We start from the raw sequence: 15,600 nt of genomic DNA, 5'->3' as shown, positions 1-15,600 counted from the left end.
GCCGCCCCCTGCAGGAGAACCATGAATTACCGTACCGTGAACCTCGCCGCCTTTGGCTACGAACTGGCGCCGGTGGTCGTCACCTCGGCCGAGCTGGAGGCACGGCTGGAGCCGCTTTACCGGAAACTCCGCTTCGTTCCCGGCCAGTTGCAGGCACTGACCGGCATCCGCGAGCGCCGCTGGTGGGAGCCGGAGTATCCCCTCTCCCGCGGGGCGATCGCCGCCGGCCAGAAGGCCCTCGCCGCCGCCGGCATCGCCGCCGCCGAGCTCGGCGCCCTGGTCTACGCCGGGGTCTGCCGGGAGCAGTTCGAGCCGGCCACCGCCTGCCGGGTCGCCGCCGGCCTCGGCATCGGCGGCGACGCCGTTGTCTACGACCTCTCCAACGCCTGCCTCGGGGTGCTGAACGGTATCCTCGACGTGGCGAACCGGATCGAGCTGGGGCAGATCCGCGCCGGGCTGGTGGTTTCCTGCGAAAGCGCCCGGGAAATCAACGAGCTGACGATCGCCGCGATGCTGGAACGGTGCGACATGGAGCAGTTCGCCGGCTCCCTGGCCACCCTTACCGGCGGCTCCGGGGCGGTGGCGGTACTGCTGACCGACGGCTCTTTCCCGGCGGCCGGCGCCGGGCACCGCCTCGTTGGCGGGGTGACCCGGGCGGCCCCCGAGCATCACCGGCTCTGCCTCTGGGGGATCACCCCGGACGGCAGCGGGAAGTTCCGCCAGACTATGACCACCGACGCAGTGAACGTCATGAACTACGGCGTCGAGCTCGGCCGGCGGACCTGGGAGGCATTCCTCCCGGCGGTAGGCTGGCAGGCGGGTGAAGTGGACCGGGTGATCTGCCACCAGGTCGGCTCCGCCCACCAGAGCGCCATCCTCAAGACCCTGGAAATCCCGCTCGACAAGGATTTCACCACCTACGAATTCCTCGGCAACATGGGGACCGTCTCGCTGCCGCTCACCGCCGCCCTGGCCGACGAGCGGGAGATGCTCCTCCCCGGCGAGCGGGTGGCCTTCCTCGGCATCGGCAGCGGCCTGAACTGCCTGATGCTCGGGGTGGAGTGGTAATGCGCACCGATAACGAAACCGCCGCCTTCGCCACGGACCCCGCCTTCGCCCGGCTCTACCCCTTTGCCGGCCACTACCTCGACCTGGACGGCCTCCGCTACCACTATCTGGACGAGGGGAACGGCCCGCCGGTGGTGATGCTCCACGGCAATCCCTCCTGGTCGTTCTACTACCGCAACCTGGTGCTGGCGCTGCGCGACCGCTACCGCTGCATCGTCCCCGACCACATCGGCTGCGGCCTGTCGGACAAGCCGGGTGACGACCGCTACGACTATACCCTTGCCCGCCGGGTCGACGATCTGGAGCGGCTGCTCGACCGGGTAGCCCCCGCCGGCCCGCTGACCCTGGTCCTCCACGACTGGGGGGGAATGATCGGCATGGCCTACGCCCACCGCCATCCGGAGCGGATCGGCCGGCTGGTGATCCTCAACACCGCCGCCTTCCCCCTGCCGCCAGCCAAACGGCTGCCGCTGGCGCTGAAGATCTGCCGGGAGACCGCGCTCGGCACCCTGCTGGTCCGCGGCGGCAACGCCTTCAGCCTCGCCGCATCCTTCGTCGGCTGCAAGCGCCACCCGATGCCGGCCGCGCTCCGCCGGGCCTACCGGCGCCCCTACGACTCGTGGCGCAACCGGATCGCCACCCTCCGCTTCGTCCAGGACATCCCGCTGGCCCCCGGCGACCGCGGCTACGAACTGGTCAGTGCCGTGGCGGCGGGACTGGAACGGTTCCGTCCCCTGCCGACCGCCATCTTCTGGGGCGAGCGGGACTTCGTTTTCGACCGCCACTTCCTCGCCGAGTGGCAGCGGCGCTTTCCGGCGGCGGAGCTCCACCGCTATCCCGATGGCGGCCATTACATCCTCGAAGACCTGGGGGAGGAGATAGTCCCGCTGATCGGCGCCTTCCTCGACCGGACCCGGCCGGGGACGGGGACAACGCCATGAGCCGCGCCGAACTGGTCAACATCGCCGCCCACCTCCCGGAAATGGCCCACCGCCAGCCCGACACCCCGGCGATCATCTTTCCCCGGGGGAACCGCCGGCTCTCCTTCCGCGAGCTGGACGCCCTGAGCGACCGCTATGCCCACGGCCTGGCGGCCAACGGCATCGGCCGCGGCGTCCGGACGGTGCTGATGGTCACCCCCGGCCCGGAATTTTTCGCCCTCACCTTCGCCCTGTTCAAGGTTGGCGCGGTGCCGGTGCTGGTCGATCCGGGACTCGGCATCCGCAACCTGAAGGCCTGCCTCGCCGAGGCCGAACCCCACGCCTTCATCGGCATCCACAAGGCCCAGCTCGCCCGGCTCCTCTTCGGCTGGGGCAAGGGGACGCTCCGGACGGTGGTCACCGTCGGCCGGCGCTGCGGCTGGGGCGGCACGACCCTCGCCGCCCTGGGGAACACCGCCGAGCGCGATTTCTCCTTCACCCCGGCGCCGACGGAGCGCGACGAGGTGGCAGCCATCCTCTTCACCAGCGGCAGCACCGGCCCGCCGAAGGGGGCGGTCTACCGCCACGGCAACTTCCTCGCCCAGGTGGAGGCGCTCCGCCAGATTTACGGCATCGAGCCGGGCGAGATCGACCTCCCCACCTTCCCGCTGTTCGCCCTCTTCGCCCCGGCCCTTGGCATGACCGCGGTGATCCCGGAGATGGACTTCACCCGCCCCGGGGCGGTGAACCCGCGGAAGATCGTCGCGGCGATCCAGACTTACGGCGTCACCACCATGTTCGGCTCGCCGGCACTGATCGACCGGGTCGGCCGCTATGGCGCCGGCCACGGGATCAAGCTCCCGACCCTGCGGCGGGTCATCTCCGCCGGCGCGCCGGTCGGGGCGGCGGTCATGGAACGGTTCGGCTCGCTGCTCAACCCAGGGGTGGAGATCTTCACCCCCTACGGCGCCACCGAGGCGCTGCCGGTCTGCTCGATCGGCAGCGGCGAGATCCTCGGCGAAACCCGTGCAATCACCGAGGCCGGCGGCGGCGTCTGCATCGGCCGGCCGGTGCCAGGCATCCGGCTGGAGGTGATCGAGATCAGCGACGGGCCGATCCCGGTCTGGGACGACAGCCTCCGCCTGCCGACCGGGAAGATCGGCGAACTGGCGGTCAAGGGGGAGCAGGTAACCGCCGGCTACTATAACCGCCCCGCGGCCGACCGGCTGGCCAAGATCGCCGATCCGGCGGACGGCGGCTTTTTCCACCGGATGGGCGACTTGGGGGGGCGGGACGAAGAGGGGCGGCTCTGGTTCTGCGGCCGGAAGGCCCACCGGGTGGAAACGGCGGAAGGGCCCCTCTTCACCATCCCCTGCGAGGCGGTCTTCAACACCCATCCAGCTGTCTTCCGCACCGCGCTGGTCGGCGTCGGCGAGCCGGGACGGCAGCAGCCGGTCCTCTGCGTGGAACTGGAAAAAGGGGCACCTGGCGACCGGGAGACGATCCGCCGGGAACTGCTGGCGATCGGTGCCGCCCATCTCCATACCCAGGGGATCGAGACCATCCTCTTCCATCCGGCCTTCCCGGTCGATATCCGCCACAACGCCAAGATTTTCCGCGAGAAGCTCGCCCGCTGGGCAGCGCGGAGACTGCGGTGAAGGCGCTCGTTACCGGCGGCGGCGGTTTCCTCGGCGGGGCGGTAGTCCGGCAGCTGGTGGCCCGCGGCGACACGGTGCGCAGTTTCTCCCGCGGCGACTACCCGGAGTTGGCGCGCCTCGGCGTCGAACAGTGCCGCGGCGACCTGGCCGACCGGGAGGCGCTCTTCCGGGCAGCGGCCGGCTGCGACATCGTCTTCCACGTAGCGGCCAAGGCCGGCGTCTGGGGGGCCGAGGGCGCCTACTACGCGGCCAACGTCACCGGCACCGCGAACGTCATCGCCGCCTGCCGGGCCCACGGCATCGGCCGGCTGGTCTACACCGGCTCGCCGAGCGTGGTCTTCGACGGCCGGGACGTGGCCGGCGGCGACGAATCGCTCCCCTATCCGCGCCGTTTCACCGCTCCCTATCCCCGGACCAAGGCGCTGGCCGAACAGCTGGTCCTCGCCGCCAACGCCCCCTCGCTGGCCACCGTCTCTCTCCGCCCCCACCTGATCTGGGGGCCGGGGGACAACCACCTGGTGCCGCGGATCATTGCCAAGGCCCGGGCCGGCCGGCTGCGGCGGATCGGCAGCCGTCCCTGCCCGGTGGACACCGTCTACATCGACAATGCCGCCCAGGCCCACCTTCTCGCCGCCGACCGGCTCGCCCCCGGCGCCCCGCTGGCCGGCCGGGCTTATTTCATCTCCAACGGCGAGCCGCTCCCCCTCTGGGAAATGATCGACCGGATCCTCGCCGCCGCCGGGCTGCCGCCGGTGAGACGCCGCATCCCGGCCGGGGTCGCCTACGCCGCCGGCGCCCTCTGCGAAGGGCTCTGGCACCTCTTCCGCCGCGCGGACGAACCGCCGCTGACCCGCTTCGTCGCCAAGGAACTGGCCACCGCCCACTGGTTCGACATCGGCGCCGCCCGTCGCGATCTCGGCTTCGCGCCGACCGTCTCCATCGACGAGGGGCTCCGCCGGCTGCGGGAGTGGCTTGCCGGGACCGCCCCGTGAACCGCCGCCCCAGGCCCGACGCCGACGAAATCCACCTCTACGCCCTCCCCCTCCCCGACGACCCCGCCGAACTGGCCCGACTGGCCCCATTGCTCAGCGCCGACGAAACCGCCCGGGCCGACCGACTGCTCGACCGGCGGCGCCGCGACCGCTGGCGGACGGGACGGGCGCTCCTCCGTCGCACCTTGGCCGGCTACCTGGAGCAGGAACCGGCGCAGCTCCGCTTCGGTTACGGCACGCACGGCAAGCCGTTTCTGGTCGGCGAAGAGGGGCCGCACGGGCTCCGCTTCAGCCTCTCCCATGCCGGGGAGCTGCTGCTGGTGGCGGTGGCGGTAAATGACGAACTGGGAATCGATCTGGAACGGCTGGAGGAGGGGATAGCGTTTCGGGAGATGGCCCGGCGGTTTTTTTCCGCCCGGGAGCGGGAGGAGCTGTTTGCGCTGCCGCCCGCCGACCAGCTGGCAGCTTTCTACCGCTGCTGGACCCGCAAGGAGGCCTATCTGAAGGGATGCGGCAGCGGCTTCGCCCAGCCGGCCGACCGCTTCGACGTAACGCTTTGCCCCGGCGAGCCGCCGGCGCTCGTCGCCCACCGGGGCGATGCCGGCGAAACGGGCCGCTGGCGACTGGTCGATCTGCCGGTCCCGTCGGGCTACTGCGCGGCGCTGGCCTGCCCGGGCGAGCGGCTGCTCAGCTGGCGCACGCCGTAGCGGCCGGGGTCAGATGCCGCGGCCGAGGATGATTCCGGCCGCCAGGGCACAGAGGACGACGAAGCAGAAGAGGGCAAAGTGCCACTCCCGCTGCCGGACGAAGACCAGCGCCGCCACCAGCACCCGCATGATCGGCGTCGCCAAAAGGACCAGCAGTCCGGCAGTGATCAGCCGCTGCGCAAGGGCCGCCCCCCCCGTCGCCGAGGCGGCGATCCCCGCGCCGACCAGCAGGGCGGCGATAATCGAGCCGACGCGGAGCAGCCGGGCCAGGATCAGCTCGATCGACAACAGCTTCGATTCGGTTTGCGGCATCGATTCACTCACCACCACTTCACCCCCTTGTAGATCATTTCGACGGCGGTATAGGCAATTAGCGGGATGAACAGCTTGCGGATGGTGGTGGTGCGCATCCGGATCATCAGCCGGGTGCCGACCAGGGCGCCGAGCAGCACCCCAAGCACCACCGGCCCCGCCACCAGCGGCTTGACGTCGCCCCGGGCGAAGTAGACCACTGCCCCGGACGCCGCCGTCACGCCGATCATGAAGTTGGAGGTGGCGGTCGAAGCCTTGAACGGCATCCGCATCACCTGGTCCATCGCGGAAACCTTGAAGATCCCGGCGCCGATACCGAGCAGGCCGGCAGCGGCCCCGGAGAAGTACATGATGATCAGCCCGGGGATCGTGCCGGTCACCTGGTAGTCGATCTGACGATGCTGCAGATGGTCGTAGTAGGAGCCGCCAAGGTTCAGTTTCTGCGACAGCCGGTCGGGGACGACCCCGGTCGGCAGTTCGCTTTTCCGGGCCCGGAACATGTTGTACCCCGAATAGCCGAGCAGCAGGCCGAAGAGGACGAAGAGGAAGCGCTGGTTGACCACCCCGGCGAGCAGCGCCCCGGTCAGTGCCCCGGTGGCAGTCCCCATCTCCAGCCACATCGCCACCCGGGTATTGGTCAGCCGGTCCTGGAGATAGGCCACCGCCGCCCCGGTCGAGGTGGCGATGATCGACACCGTCGAAGCGGCCACGGCGGTCCGGATCGGCAGCCCGAAGAGCAGGGTCAGGGTCGGGACGATGATGATGCCGCCGCCGAGCCCGAGAATGGAACCGACGATCCCGGCACCGATGGCGATCAGAAAGATTTCGATCATGGCATAATCCACGATTAGGCCCTCCTCCTCTTCAACTCCACTTCATATTCGTAGCGGTCGGCCCGGTACAGGGTCCGGAACCAGACCAGCGGCCGGCCGCCGGCACCGACGATGACCCGGCAGACCCGCAGCGCCGGGTCGCCCTTGCGGACCCCCAGCAGCCGGGCTTCTTCCGGGCCGGCGGCCACCGCACCGATCCGTTGCACCCCTTTTTCCGGCAAGTGGCCGTGGGCGGTCAACAGCCGCGCCATCCCTTCCCGCGCCACCATCGCCCCGGTCAGTTCGATCCCCAGATCCGCCGGCAGCCAGACCGTCGAGAGCATCAGCGGCTGCCGGCCGACGGTAACGATCCGGTACAGATACCACCCCGCGGCGCCGGCCGGCCGCTCCAGGGCCGCCGCCACTTTCGCCGGCAGTTCCCGGCGCTCCAGGGTCAACACCCGCACCTGCGGCGCCAGCCCCCGTAACTGCAGCTCTTCGAGATGACCGGTCAGTTCGCTGAGCGATTCGGCAATCGCCCCGCTCCGCGCTGCCGCCACGAAGGTGCCGGTGCCATGTTTCCGGTAGAGAAGCCCCTCGGCCACCAGATTGGCCAATGCCTGGCGAACGGTGATCCGGCTCACCCCGTACTGTTCCACCAGCACCCGCTCCGGCGGGATCGCCTCATCGACCCGCCAGGTTCCGGCGGCAATGGCGCGCCGCAGCTCCAGCTCCAGCCGGCAGTAGAGCGGCAGGCGGCTGTCCCCGTCCAGCTTGTTCATCGTCCAGATCCTTCCGAAGTGGTAATGTTGTCATAACCACTCTACACCGGAAAAGCCGCCGGGGCAACCGGAAAAATGGCAGCTCACTCAGCGCTGCCAGCAGACCGCCCCGACTTCCAGCGGCACCGCCACCCCCGGCAAGGCGGGAACGACCCGGGGGGTATAGTCGGCAGCCGGCCGCGCCGCCGGCAGGCGAATCGCGTAGAGATAGCCGTTGGCCGCGCCGACCAGCTGCGGTCCCCGGGTCATTGCCAGCCGTTCGGGCGCCCCGCCGTCCACCCCGTCGGCATACAGCTCGACCGTCACCCCTTCCGGAGCGAGGCCGTCGAGGTAGACCTGGAGGGTGAACTCGTGTTCCCCGTCGGTGGTAGTGATCTGCAACTCGCCGAAACGGAGCTTCGCCCAGTCGCGCTCCAGGGCCCGCCGCCAGTCGACCTGTGCCGCGCCGGCCGCCCCCCCGTCGGCGGCCCGCCGCCGGTATTCGGCAGCCGCCGGCAGATAGTAGCGGTCGGTGTATTCCCGGACGGTCCGGTTGGCGGAGAACTGCGGGGTCAGCCGGGCGATACTCTCGCGGACCCGCGCCACCCAGTCGGTCGGAATGCCATCCCGGTCACGGCGGTAAAAGGCGGGGACCACCTCTTCTTCCAGCAGCCGGTACAGCTCCTCGGCCTCGGCGGCATCCCAGGCCGGGTCGTCGCCGTGTTCGCGGCCGTCGCCCAGCGCCCAGCCGACCTCCGGGCAGTAAGCCTCAGCCCACCAGCCGTCCAGTTCCGACAGGTTGAGCCCGCCGTTGGCCAGCACCTTCATGCCGCTGGTGCCGCAGGCCTCCCAGGGGCGACGGGGTGTATTGAGCCAGACGTCCACCCCCTGCACCAGCCGCTGGGTCAGGAACATGTCGTAGTCGCTCAGGAAAACCACCCGCCGGCGCGCTTCGGGCCGCCGGACGAACTCCACCCATTGGCGGATCATCTCCTGGCCAGCCCGGTCCGCCGGATGGGCCTTGCCGGCGACCACCAGCTGCACCGGCCGCTGCGGATCAGTCAGCAGGCGAAGCAGCCGCTCTGGGTCGTGAAGCAGCAGGTTCGGCCGCTTGTAGGTGGCAAAGCGGCGGGCGAAGCCGAGGGTCAGGATGTTGGCGTCGAACAGGTTGCGCGCCGCGTCGATCTCGGCAACGGCCGCGCCGGTGGAGGCCAGCTGGCGCACCTGCCGGGAGCGGATCAGCTCGACCAGGGCGGTCCGGGCGGTGGCGCGCAGCTGCCAGAAGGCCGCATCGCTGATCGGCCGCATCGTCTCTTCCAGCGACTCCGTCGCCTGCAGCCAGCGCTCCTTGCCGCAGACGTCGGTCCAGAGCGCGTCCGCCGCCGGCGAATGCCAGGTGGGGACATGGATGCCGTTGGTAACATGTCCCACCGGAACTTCGGCGACCGGCCAGCGGGGGAAGAGCGGCGTGAAAATCCGCCGGCTGACCGCCCCGTGCAACCGGCTCACCCCGTTGACCGCCCCGCTGCCGCGAATCGCCAGACAGGCCATATTGAACGGCTCGGCGGGGTCGTCGGCCCGGACCCGGCCGAGGGCCAGCAGCTCGGCAAAGGGGATGCCGAGCCGCTCCCGGGCATAGGTGCCGAGATACTGCTCGATCAGGGCGGGGCTGAACCGGTCGAAGCCGGCCGGGACCGGGGTGTGGGTAGTGAAGAGATTGCCGGCCCGGATGACGGCCAGTGCCACTTCGAACGGCTGGCCGGTCTCCTTCATGAACGAGCGGGCCCGTTCAAGGACGGCAAAGGCGGCATGCCCCTCGTTCAGGTGGCAAACCTCCGGGTTGATGCCAAGCGCCCGGAGCAGCCGCCAGCCGCCGATGCCGAGCACCAGCTCCTGCATCAGCCGCAGCTCCGCGCCGCCGCCATACAGTTCGCTGGTGATGCCGCGGTGGGCGGGAAGATTCGCCGGGTCGTTGGAATCGAGCAGGTAGAGCCGCACCCGGCCGATGGTCACCTGCCAGGCCCGCAGCCAGACCGAATAGCCGGGCAGGCGGAGTTCGAGGCGCAGCCACTCGCCGTTCGGTTCGCGAAGCGGGGTGATCGGCAGCTGCCCGGGGTCGTTGTAGGGGAAGAGCGCCTGCTGCATGCCGCTGCTGTCGATGGCCTGGCGGAAGTACCCCTGCTGGTAGAGAAGACCGATGCCGATCACCGGCACGCCCAGGTCGCTGGCCGCCTTGAGCTGGTCGCCCGCCACGTTGCCGAGCCCGCCCGAGTAAATCGGCAGCGCTTCGCTGAGCATGAATTCCATGCTGAAGTAGGCGACGGTGCCGAGCGGCCCGTCGCCATGCCGGTGCCGGAACCAGCTGGTACCCGCCAGTTCCCGCCGGCCGTTCTTGACGAAACCGTCCACCCGCCGGCGGAAGCCCGGATCGGCCAGCACCTGCTGCAACCGATCCCGCGCCACGGTCTGGAGCACCACCCACGGGTTCCGGGTCAGTTCCCAGAGTACCGGATCAAGCTCCCGCCAGAGTTCATCGGTCCCGTGATCCCAGGACCAGCGGATATCGAGGGCCAGTTCGGCCAGTTCATCGAAGCCGTCGAGTTCGACGGGGAGCAGGGCATAGACCGGGTTGTCACCACGGCGGCGGGCCATCGTTCCCTCCTTTAGCTGCCGGGCGCCAGGGCGCCGGCGACGATCTCCCGGGCCTCGCCGAGGATGCGCTGCAGGTGCTCGGCGCCGCGGAAGCTCTCGGCGTAGATTTTGTAGATGTCCTCGGTCCCCGACGGCCGGGCGGCGAACCAGCCGCTCGGGGCGATCACCTTCAGGCCGCCGATGGCAGCACCGTTCCCCGGCGCCTCGGTCAGGATGCTCTCGATCGGCTCGCCGGCCAGCTCGGTGGAATGGACCTGCTGCGGCGACAGCTTCTTCAGCGCCGCCTTTTCCGCCGGGGTCGCCGGCGCCTCCACCCGGTCGTAGCACGGTTCGCCCAATTGCCGGGTCAGCTCCCGGTAGACCTCCCCCGGGTCGCGGCCGAGGCGGGCGGTGATCTCGGCCGCCAGCAGGGTCGGCGCGATGCCGTCCTTGTCGGTGGTCCAGACGCTGCCGTCCAGCCGGAGGAACGACGCCCCGGCGCTCTCCTCGCCGCCGAAGCCGAGTTCGCCGGAGACCAGGCCGTCGACGAACCACTTGAAGCCGACCGGTACCTCGTGGAGGCGGCGGCCGAGCTGGGCCGTCACCAGGTCGATCATCCGGCTGCTCACCACCGTCTTGCCGACGGCGGCATCGGCACGCCACTGGGGACGATGGCGGAACAGGTAGGAGATGGCGACGGCCAGGTAATGGTTCGGCGGCAGCAGCCCGGCGCTCCGGGTGACGATGCCGTGCCGGTCCGCATCGGTATCACAGGCGAAGGCGATGTCGAAGCGATCCTTCAGCCCGAGCAGCCGCTGCATCGCGTAGGGGGACGACGGGTCCATCCGGATCTTGCCGTCCCAGTCCACGGTCATGAAGCGGAAGGTCGGATCGACCTCGTCGCTGACGACGGTCAGGTCGAAGCCGTAGCGGTCGGCAATTGCCCCCCAGTAACGGACGCTCGCCCCGCCGAGCGGATCGACGCCGAGACTGAGGCCTGCGCTCCGCACCGCCGCCATATCGACGACGTTTGCCAGGTCGGTAACATAGGCGTCGAGGTAGTCGAAGCGGTGGGTGGTGGCCGCACGCAGCGCCTGTCCGTACGGCATGCGCCGCACCCCGGCGAGGCCGTTGGCCAGATACTCGTTGGCCCACCCCTCGATGACGCCGGTGACCGCCGGCTCCGCCGGGCCGCCGTTGGGGGGGTTGTACTTGAAGCCGCCGTCGGCGGGCGGATTGTGGGACGGGGTGATGACGATGCCGTCGGCCAGCCCGGCGGTCCGCCCCCGGTTGTAGGCGAGGATCGCCCGGGAGACGGCCGGGGTCGGGGTGTAGTCGTCGTTGGTCGCCAGCATCACCTCGACGCCGTTGGCGGCCAGCACTTCGAGGGCGCTGGCGGCAGCCGGCTCGGAGAGGGCATGGCTGTCGATGCCGAGAAAGAGCGGACCGCTGATCCCCTGGCCGGCCCGGTAACGGCAGATCGCCTGACTGACCGCCAGGATGTGCCGTTCGTTGAAGCTCCGCTCCAGCGACGAGCCGCGGTGGCCCGAGGTGCCGAACTGCACCCGCTCGCCGGCGACGGCCGGGTCGGGGAGCTCGGCGTAGTAAGCGGTGATGAGCCGCGGGATGTTGACCAGGGTGGCAGGGTCGGCGGTTTTTCCCGCCCGGGGGCTGATGCTCATGGTGACTCCTTGGCAGATTGGCGGTATGGTGCGGCGCCGCACCGGAGCGCGGCCGGCCGCCGGCTCAGCGGCGGCGGTAGCGGCGGATCAGCGCGTTGGTGGAACTGTCGTGGGCCAGCGGCGGTTCGGTGCCGGCAGCCAGTTCGGGGACGATCCGCTGGGCCAGCACCTTCCCCAGCTCGACCCCCCACTGGTCGAAGGAGTTGATCTGCCAGACCGCCCCCTGGGTGAAGACGCTGTGCTCGTAGAGGGCCACCAGGGCGCCGAGCACCGTCGGGGTGAGCCGCTCGGCGAGAATGGTGCTGGAGGGACGGTTGCCCGGGAAGGTGCGGTGCGGCACGAGCCACTCCGGTGTCCCCTCGCTCCGGACTTGGGCGGCGCTCTTGCCGAAGGCGAGAGCCTCCCCCTGGGCGAAGACATTGGCCATCAGCAGGTCGTGGTGGTTGCCGAGCGGGTTGAGGGAATGGCAGAAGCCAATGAAATCGCAGGGGATAAGACGTGTCCCCTGGTGAAGCAGCTGATAGAACGAATGCTGGCCGTTGGTTCCCGGCTCGCCCCAGAAGATCGGCCCGGTTTCCCAGCCGACCGGCGCGCCGCTCAGGGTGACCCCCTTGCCGTTGCTCTCCATGGTCAGCTGCTGCAGGTAGGCCGGAAAGCGCTTCAGGTACTGGTCGTAGGGGAGGACCGCCACGGTCTGGGCACCGAAGAAGCTGGCGTACCAGACGGTCAGAAGCCCCATCAGCACCGGCAGGTTCCGCTCGAAGGGGGCGGTGCGGAAATGCTCGTCCATGGCGTGGAAGCCGGCCAAAAGCTCGCGGAAGCGCTCCGGGCCGATGGCGATCATCGTCGACAGGCCGATCGCCGAATCGAGGGAGTAGCGGCCGCCGACCCAGTCCCAGAAACCGAACATCCGCCCGGTGTCGATGCCGAATTTCGCCACTTCGGCGGCGTTGGTGGAGACAGCCACGAAGTGCCGGGCCACCGCCTTCTCGTCCCCGAGGGCGTTGACCAGCCAGGCACGGGCGGTGCGGGCATTGGTCATCGTTTCCAGGGTGGTGAAGGTCTTGGAGGAGATGATGAACAGGGTTTCGGCCGGGTCGAGGTCGGCGGTCGCCTCGGCGAAATCGGTGCCGTCGACGTTGGAGACGAACCGGCAGGTCAGCTCGCGCCGGCTGTAGTGGCGGAGCGCCTCGTAGGCCATCACCGGCCCGAGGTCGGAACCGCCGATACCGATATTGATCACGTTCCTGACCGGTCGGCCGGTATGGCCGGTCCAGGCGCCGCTTCGCACCTCGTCGGCAAAGGCGGACATCCGGTCGAGCACCTCGTGGACCAGGGGGACGACGTTCTCGCCGTCGACCGTGATGGTCGCGCCGCGGGGTGCCCGCAGCGCCACGTGGAGGACGGCACGCTGCTCGGTGACATTGATCCGCTCGCCGCTGAACATGGCATCGATCCGCTGCCGCAGCCCCGTCTCGCCGGCCAGCCGGAGCAGCAGCCGGAGCGTTTCGTCGGTCACCCGCTGTTTGGAATAATCGAGAAAGAGTCCGGCGGCCTCGGCGGTAAGCCGTTCGCCGCGCTGCGGGTCGTCGGCGAAGAGCTGCCGCAGCTGCAGATCACGGACAGTCGGATAATGGGCCTGCAGCGCCTGCCAGGCGGGAAGTTCCACCAGGGGGGTCGAAGGAGTGGTCGCGCTCATCGGGGTCTCTCCTTGAAGAACATTAAAGTTTATCTATCTTGCCAGCAATGGCGCCGGATTACAACCCCGGCCGCAGCAGCCGGGCCGCTGCCCGGTCCACCAGCCAGCGGACGGCGCCATGTGCCGGCTTTACCAGCTGGGCAGGGTGGCGATGCGGCTCCGGGGAGGACTCCAGCACCTCCTGGAGAACCGCCGCCTTCTCCGCCCCGGTCACCAGGAAGACCACCAGCGCCGCCCGGTTGAGCAGCGGAGCGGTGACGGTGATCCGCTTGATCTCTTCGTTGGCGCGCTGGGTGACCGCCGTCCAGCGCTCCCGCTCGTCGAGGGCCAGCGAGCAGGGGAAGAGCGAGGCGGTGTGGCCGTCGGCGCCGAGGCCGAGCAGCACCAGGTCGAAACGGGGGAGTTCCGGGCCGAAGAAGGCCCGCAGTGCCGCTTCGTAGGCCGCTGCCGCCTGCCGGGGCGGGAGGTCGCCGGCAATCGGGTGGATCTGGCCCGCCGGTACCGGTACCCGGTCGAGGAGCGCCCGGCGGGCCATCCGGACATTGCTCCGGGGGTCCTCGGGGGGAACGCAGCGTTCGTCGCCCCAGAAGATATGCACCCGCCCCCAGGGGACCCGGTGGCGGAGCGGCTCTTCGGCCAACAGCTCATAGGTCCGGCGCGGCGTCTCGCCGCCGGCCAAAAGAACGGCGAAGCGGCCGTGGGCCGCCTCCGCCCGGCCGGCCTCGGCGGCAAACAGCTCGGCAGTCGCCCGGCTCAGACTCTCCTGATCGGGAAAGACCTCGATCATGGTCACTCCTCCGTTACGACCGGCTGCAGCCAGCTGTGCCCTTCCTTGGCGATCAGCAGGTCGGCCGCCTCCGGCCCCCAGCTGCCGGCCCGGTAATCGGGAAAATCGGTCGGCGGTACCGTCTCCCAGACCTCCAGCACCGGCGAGACCACCGACCAGGCACATTCCACCTGATCGGCACGCATGAAAAGGGTGGCATCGCCCCGCATCACGTCCAACAAGAGCGTCTCGTACGCCTCGGGCGGAGTTCCGCGGAACGCTTCCCGGTAGCGGAACTGCATATCGGCGGCGCCGAGCAGGAAACGGGTCCCCGGCTGCTTGACCTGGATCCTGGTGACGATCCCCTCTTCGGGCTGGATGCGGATCACCAGCCGGTTCGGCTGCCACCCCTCCGCCGCGGCGGCCGGGAACGGCTGGTGGGGAGCGGGGCGAAAGACGATCGAAACCTCGGAAACCTTGGCGGAGAGCCGCTTGCCGGTCCGGAGATAAAACGGCACCCCCTGCCAGCGCCAGTTGCCGATATTCAGCTTGAGGGCGGCGAAGGTCTCGGTGACCGATTCGCCGGCCACCGCCGGCTCGTTGCGGTAGCCGGGCACCGCCCCGGCCCCGTACTGCCCGGCCCCGTACTGGCCGCGCACCGCCAGCTGATGGACCTCCTCGGGGCGGATCGGCCGGATCGCCCGCAGCACGTCGACCTTCTTGTTGCGCACCTCGTCGGCGTCGAAGGAGACCGGCGGCTCCATCGCCACCAGGCAGAGGATCTGCAGCAGGTGGTTCTGCACCATGTCGCGCAGTGCGCCGGCCCGCTCGTAGTAGCCGCCCCGCTCCTCCACCCCGACCTTTTCCGCCACGGTGATCTGGACATGGTCGATATAGCGCCGGTTCCAGATCGGCTCGAACAGGGAATTGGCAAAGCGGAAGGCGAGGATGTTCTGCACGGTCTCCTTGCCGAGATAGTGGTCGATCCGGTAGATCTGCGATTCGACGAACATCTCGCCGAGCAGCCGGTTCAGCGCCCGGGCCGAGTCGAGATCGCGGCCGAAGGGCTTTTCGACGACGATCCGGTCCCGCTGGCAGTCCCGGCAGAGGCCGAGCCGCTGCAGCATCCCGGCCGCCGCCTCCAGAAGCCCCGGCGGGATCGCCAGGTAGAAGATCCGGTTGGGGCGTTCCGTCCCTTCGTCCAGCTCCTGCAACCGCCGGCCGAGCAGCGCCCCGGCGTCCGGCTGGGTGAAATCCTCCGCCAGATAGGAGATGCGGTCGGCGAACTCCCGCCACGGTTCGTCGGCGCTCTTCCCCCGCCTGGAGAAAGAGTCCACCCCCTGGCGGAGATGGCTGCGGAAGGTTTCGTCGTCCTGCTGGCGGCGGGCGATCCCGACAATGGTAAAGCGCTCCGGCAGCCGGTGGTCGAGATACAGATCGTAGAGCGCCGGCACCAGTTTGCGCCAGGCGAGGTCGCCGCCGGCCCCGAAAATCACCAGCACCGTCGGTTCGAGTTGCGCAGTCGTCGGCATGGGTTCCCTCCTCCCGGCGCCGGCAGAGATTGCCGCGCCGCACATTTCATTGATCCGTCA

General features: G+C 69.6%; 13 protein-coding genes. 5 read left to right on the top strand and 8 right to left on the bottom strand.

Annotated elements, in window-relative coordinates; translation table 11 throughout:
* The first annotated feature begins 21 nt into the window (after positions 1-21).
* Genes QMN23_RS05790 through QMN23_RS05770 form a run of 5 tightly spaced genes read left to right on the top strand, consistent with a single transcriptional unit; the run spans position 22 to position 5,345 of the window.
* Positions 22-1,068 carry a 3-oxoacyl-ACP synthase III gene (locus tag QMN23_RS05790; RefSeq protein WP_282002530.1) on the top strand — a complete coding sequence of 349 codons (1,047 nt, stop codon included), beginning with the start codon at positions 22-24 and terminating at the stop codon, positions 1,066-1,068.
* Positions 1,068-2,009, top strand: coding sequence for an alpha/beta fold hydrolase (locus QMN23_RS05785; RefSeq protein WP_282002529.1), 942 nt, complete (start codon positions 1,068-1,070; stop codon positions 2,007-2,009). Before QMN23_RS05790 ends, QMN23_RS05785 begins: the two co-directional genes overlap by 1 nt.
* Positions 2,006-3,646, top strand: a complete 1,641-nt coding sequence (locus QMN23_RS05780; protein WP_282002527.1) for a fatty acid CoA ligase family protein — start codon at positions 2,006-2,008, stop codon at positions 3,644-3,646. The genes QMN23_RS05785 and QMN23_RS05780 overlap by 4 nt, the downstream gene beginning before the upstream one ends.
* A complete protein-coding gene (locus QMN23_RS05775; RefSeq protein WP_282002525.1) occupies positions 3,643-4,638 on the top strand; it encodes an NAD-dependent epimerase/dehydratase family protein in 996 nt (331 codons plus the stop codon). The genes QMN23_RS05780 and QMN23_RS05775 overlap by 4 nt, the downstream gene beginning before the upstream one ends.
* Entirely contained in the window at positions 4,635-5,345 is a 711-nt protein-coding gene (locus tag QMN23_RS05770) for a 4'-phosphopantetheinyl transferase family protein (RefSeq protein WP_282002523.1), read from the top strand. The genes QMN23_RS05775 and QMN23_RS05770 overlap by 4 nt, the downstream gene beginning before the upstream one ends.
* 9 nt (positions 5,346-5,354) lie before the next feature.
* Here the strand turns inward: QMN23_RS05770 and QMN23_RS05765 are convergent, their stop codons facing one another.
* The 8 genes from QMN23_RS05765 to zwf all read right to left on the bottom strand — a co-directional run bounded on the left by QMN23_RS05765 (position 5,355) and on the right by zwf (position 15,540).
* Positions 5,355-5,675: a DUF1634 domain-containing protein gene (locus QMN23_RS05765; RefSeq protein WP_282002522.1), complete on the bottom strand. Its 321-nt coding sequence runs from the start codon at positions 5,673-5,675 to the stop codon at positions 5,355-5,357.
* Positions 5,666-6,490: a sulfite exporter TauE/SafE family protein gene (locus tag QMN23_RS05760; protein ID WP_282002520.1), complete on the bottom strand. Its 825-nt coding sequence runs from the start codon at positions 6,488-6,490 to the stop codon at positions 5,666-5,668. Before QMN23_RS05760 ends, QMN23_RS05765 begins: the two co-directional genes overlap by 10 nt.
* Before the next feature lie 14 nt (positions 6,491-6,504).
* Positions 6,505-7,251, bottom strand: coding sequence for a GntR family transcriptional regulator (locus tag QMN23_RS05755; protein ID WP_282002519.1), 747 nt, complete (start codon positions 7,249-7,251; stop codon positions 6,505-6,507).
* A gap of 87 nt (positions 7,252-7,338) precedes the next feature.
* The gene (gene glgP / locus QMN23_RS05750) at positions 7,339-9,882 is read right to left on the bottom strand and encodes an alpha-glucan family phosphorylase (RefSeq protein ID WP_282002517.1); all 2,544 of its coding nucleotides are present in this window, start codon (positions 9,880-9,882) and stop codon (positions 7,339-7,341) included.
* Between the two features lie 11 nt (positions 9,883-9,893).
* Complete coding sequence (gene pgm, locus QMN23_RS05745; protein WP_282002515.1) at positions 9,894-11,543, bottom strand: phosphoglucomutase (alpha-D-glucose-1,6-bisphosphate-dependent); 1,650 nt, start codon at positions 11,541-11,543, stop codon at positions 9,894-9,896.
* Between the two features lie 64 nt (positions 11,544-11,607).
* Complete coding sequence (gene pgi / locus QMN23_RS05740; protein ID WP_282002513.1) at positions 11,608-13,242, bottom strand: glucose-6-phosphate isomerase; 1,635 nt, start codon at positions 13,240-13,242, stop codon at positions 11,608-11,610.
* Positions 13,243-13,300: 58 nt separating this feature from the next.
* Positions 13,301-14,029, bottom strand: coding sequence for a 6-phosphogluconolactonase (pgl, locus tag QMN23_RS05735; RefSeq protein ID WP_282002511.1), 729 nt, complete (start codon positions 14,027-14,029; stop codon positions 13,301-13,303).
* Positions 14,030-14,031: 2 nt separating this feature from the next.
* On the bottom strand, positions 14,032-15,540 hold the full coding sequence (gene zwf / locus QMN23_RS05730) for a glucose-6-phosphate dehydrogenase (RefSeq protein ID WP_282002509.1): 1,509 nt from the start codon (positions 15,538-15,540) through the stop codon (positions 14,032-14,034).
* Between the last annotated feature and the right edge of the window lie 60 nt (positions 15,541-15,600).

Origin of the sequence: Geotalea uraniireducens (assembly GCF_027943965.1) — a bacterium.
Classification (GTDB): domain Bacteria; phylum Desulfobacterota; class Desulfuromonadia; order Geobacterales; family Geobacteraceae; genus Geobacter; species Geobacter uraniireducens.
The sequence above is the reverse complement of the archived record's forward strand: the minus strand, read 5'-3'. Positions and strand labels throughout refer to the sequence as shown.